The following is a 2,500-nucleotide window of genomic DNA, read 5'->3' as shown; positions in this document are numbered from 1 at the left end:
CACTGGAGGTCCGAACCCACACCCGTTGAAAAGGGTCGGGATGACGTGTGCCTAGGGGTGAAAGGCCAATCAAACCTGGAGATAGCTGGTTCTCCGCGAAATCTATTTAGGTAGAGCGTCGAATGAATGCCCTCGGGGGTAGAGCACTGGATGGGTAATGGGGTCCCACAGACTTACTGATCCTAACCAAACTCCGAATACCGAGGAGCACTGTTCGGCAGACACACTGCGGATGCTAACGTCCGTAGTGGAGAGGGAAACAACCCTGACCTGCAGCTAAGGCCCCTAATTCATGGCTAAGTGGGAAAGCATGTGAGACGACCAAAACAACCAGGAGGTTGGCTTAGAAGCAGCCATCCTTTAAAGATAGCGTAACAGCTCACTGGTCTAGACAAGTTGTCTTGCGGCGAAGATGTAACGGGGCTCAAGCCATGAGCCGAAGCTCGGGACTGCGCAAGCAGTGGTAGCGGAGCGTAGTGTTCAGTAACCCTGACCTCTTGAGATTTTTGTGTTCTTCCGCCGCGCTCAAGTAGCGAAGCGGTAGCGCATCGAAAGTCTGCGGAGGTTGAGGGTTCAGCGAAGAAGCGGCGCTGTGAGGCAGCCGTGGAGCGTTCACTAGCGAGAATGTTGACATGAGTAGCGATAAACAGGGTGAGAGACCCTGTCGCCGAAAGTCCAAGGGTTCCTGCTTAAAGCTAATCTGAGCAGGGTAAGCCGACCCCTAAGGCGAGGCCGAAAGGCGTAGTCGATGGGAATCCGGTTAATATTCCGGAGCCAGGAGGATGTGACGGATCGAAAGCGTAGTGAGACCTTATCGGATTGGTCTTGCTGCCGGACGGTCCCTGGAAATAGCCCTCCATCAGATCGTACCCTAAACCGACACAGGTGGACTGGTAGAGCATACCAAGGCGCTTGAGAGAACTGCGTTGAAGGAACTCGGCAAAATGCCTCCGTAAGTTCGCGAGAAGGAGGCCCGGTTCGAAGGCAACTTCGGGCCGGGGGCACAGACTAGGGGGTGGCGACTGTTTACTAAAAACACAGGGCTCTGCGAAGCCGCAAGGCGACGTATAGGGTCTGACGCCTGCCCGGTGCCGGAAGGTTAAAAGGAGGTGTGCAAGCACCGAATTGAAGCCCCGGTAAACGGCGGCCGTAACTATAACGGTCCTAAGGTAGCGAAATTCCTTGTCGGGTAAGTTCCGACCTGCACGAATGGCGTAACGACTTCCCCGCTGTCTCCAACGCAGACTCAGCGAAATTGAATTCCCCGTGAAGATGCGGGGTACCCGCGGTCAGACGGAAAGACCCCGTGCACCTTTACTACAGCTTCAGACTGGCATTAGTCCTGTCATGTGCAGGATAGGTGGTAGGCTTTGAACCGGGGACGCCAGTCCTCGGGGAGCCTCCCTTGAGATACCACCCTTGATACGATTGATGTCTAACCGCGGTCCGTTATCCGGATCCGGGACCCTCTGTGGCGGGTAGTTTGACTGGGGCGGTCGCCTCCCAAAGAGTAACGGAGGCGCGCGATGGTGGGCTCAGGTTGGTCGGAAATCAACCGTCGAGTGCAATGGCATAAGCCCGCCTGACTGCGAGACTGACAAGTCGAGCAGAGTCGAAAGACGGCCATAGTGATCCGGTGGTCCCGAGTGGAAGGGCCATCGCTCAACGGATAAAAGGTACGCCGGGGATAACAGGCTGATACTGCCCAAGAGTCCATATCGACGGCAGTGTTTGGCACCTCGATGTCGGCTCATCTCATCCTGGGGCTGGAGCAGGTCCCAAGGGTACGGCTGTTCGCCGTTTAAAGAGGTACGTGAGCTGGGTTTAGAACGTCGTGAGACAGTTCGGTCCCTATCTGCCGTGGGTGTCGGAGACTTGAGAGGAGTTGCCCCTAGTACGAGAGGACCGGGGTGAACGCACCACTGGTGGACCTGTTGTCGTGCCAACGGCAGTGCAGGGTAGCTATGTGCGGACAGGATAACCGCTGAAGGCATCTAAGCGGGAAGCCCCCCTCAAAACCAGGTCTCCCTGAGGGGCGTGGAAGACCACCACGTCGATAGGCCGGAGATGTAAGCGCGGTAACGCGTTCAGTTGACCGGTACTAATCCCCCGATAGGCTTGATACCGATCCGGTGGCATGAGGACATGACCACAAGATCAGGAAGCCACATCACCCTCAGTATGCTTGGAAAGACAACTCGTGTTCACGGATCCCTGCAGGCCGCACAGTCCGCAGGACACCCCGTGCTTTGCCGGTTTGGTGGTCACAGCGTGAGCGAAACACCCGATCCCATCCCGAACTCGGCCGTTAAGCGCCACCGCGCCGATGGTACTGCGTCTCAAGACGTGGGAGAGTAGGTCACCGCCAAACCTGCAAAGCACGTGGCAATCCAAGAAAGCTCTCAGAACGATATTCCCCTTGTCGCGGGGTGGAGCAGCCCGGTAGCTCGTCAGGCTCATAACCTGAAGGCCGCAGGTTCAAATCCTGCCCCCGCAACCA

General features: G+C 56.8%; 1 tRNA gene and 2 rRNA genes (1 of these 3 cut by a window edge). All 3 read left to right on the top strand.

The annotated features are described in order from the left end of the window. A 23S ribosomal RNA gene (locus tag ACW9UR_RS25300) occupies nucleotides 1-2,126 on the top strand; it begins 778 nt to the left of the window's first position. A gap of 130 nt (nucleotides 2,127-2,256) precedes the next feature. Beyond that, nucleotides 2,257-2,371: ribosomal RNA gene (rrf, locus tag ACW9UR_RS25295) — 5S ribosomal RNA — on the top strand. A 52-nt stretch (nucleotides 2,372-2,423) separates the two neighbouring features. After that, a tRNA-Met gene (locus ACW9UR_RS25290) sits at nucleotides 2,424-2,500 on the top strand.

This window comes from Halovulum sp. GXIMD14794, from assembly GCF_054457455.1.
The sequence above is the reverse complement of the archived record's forward strand: the minus strand, read 5'-3'. Positions and strand labels throughout refer to the sequence as shown.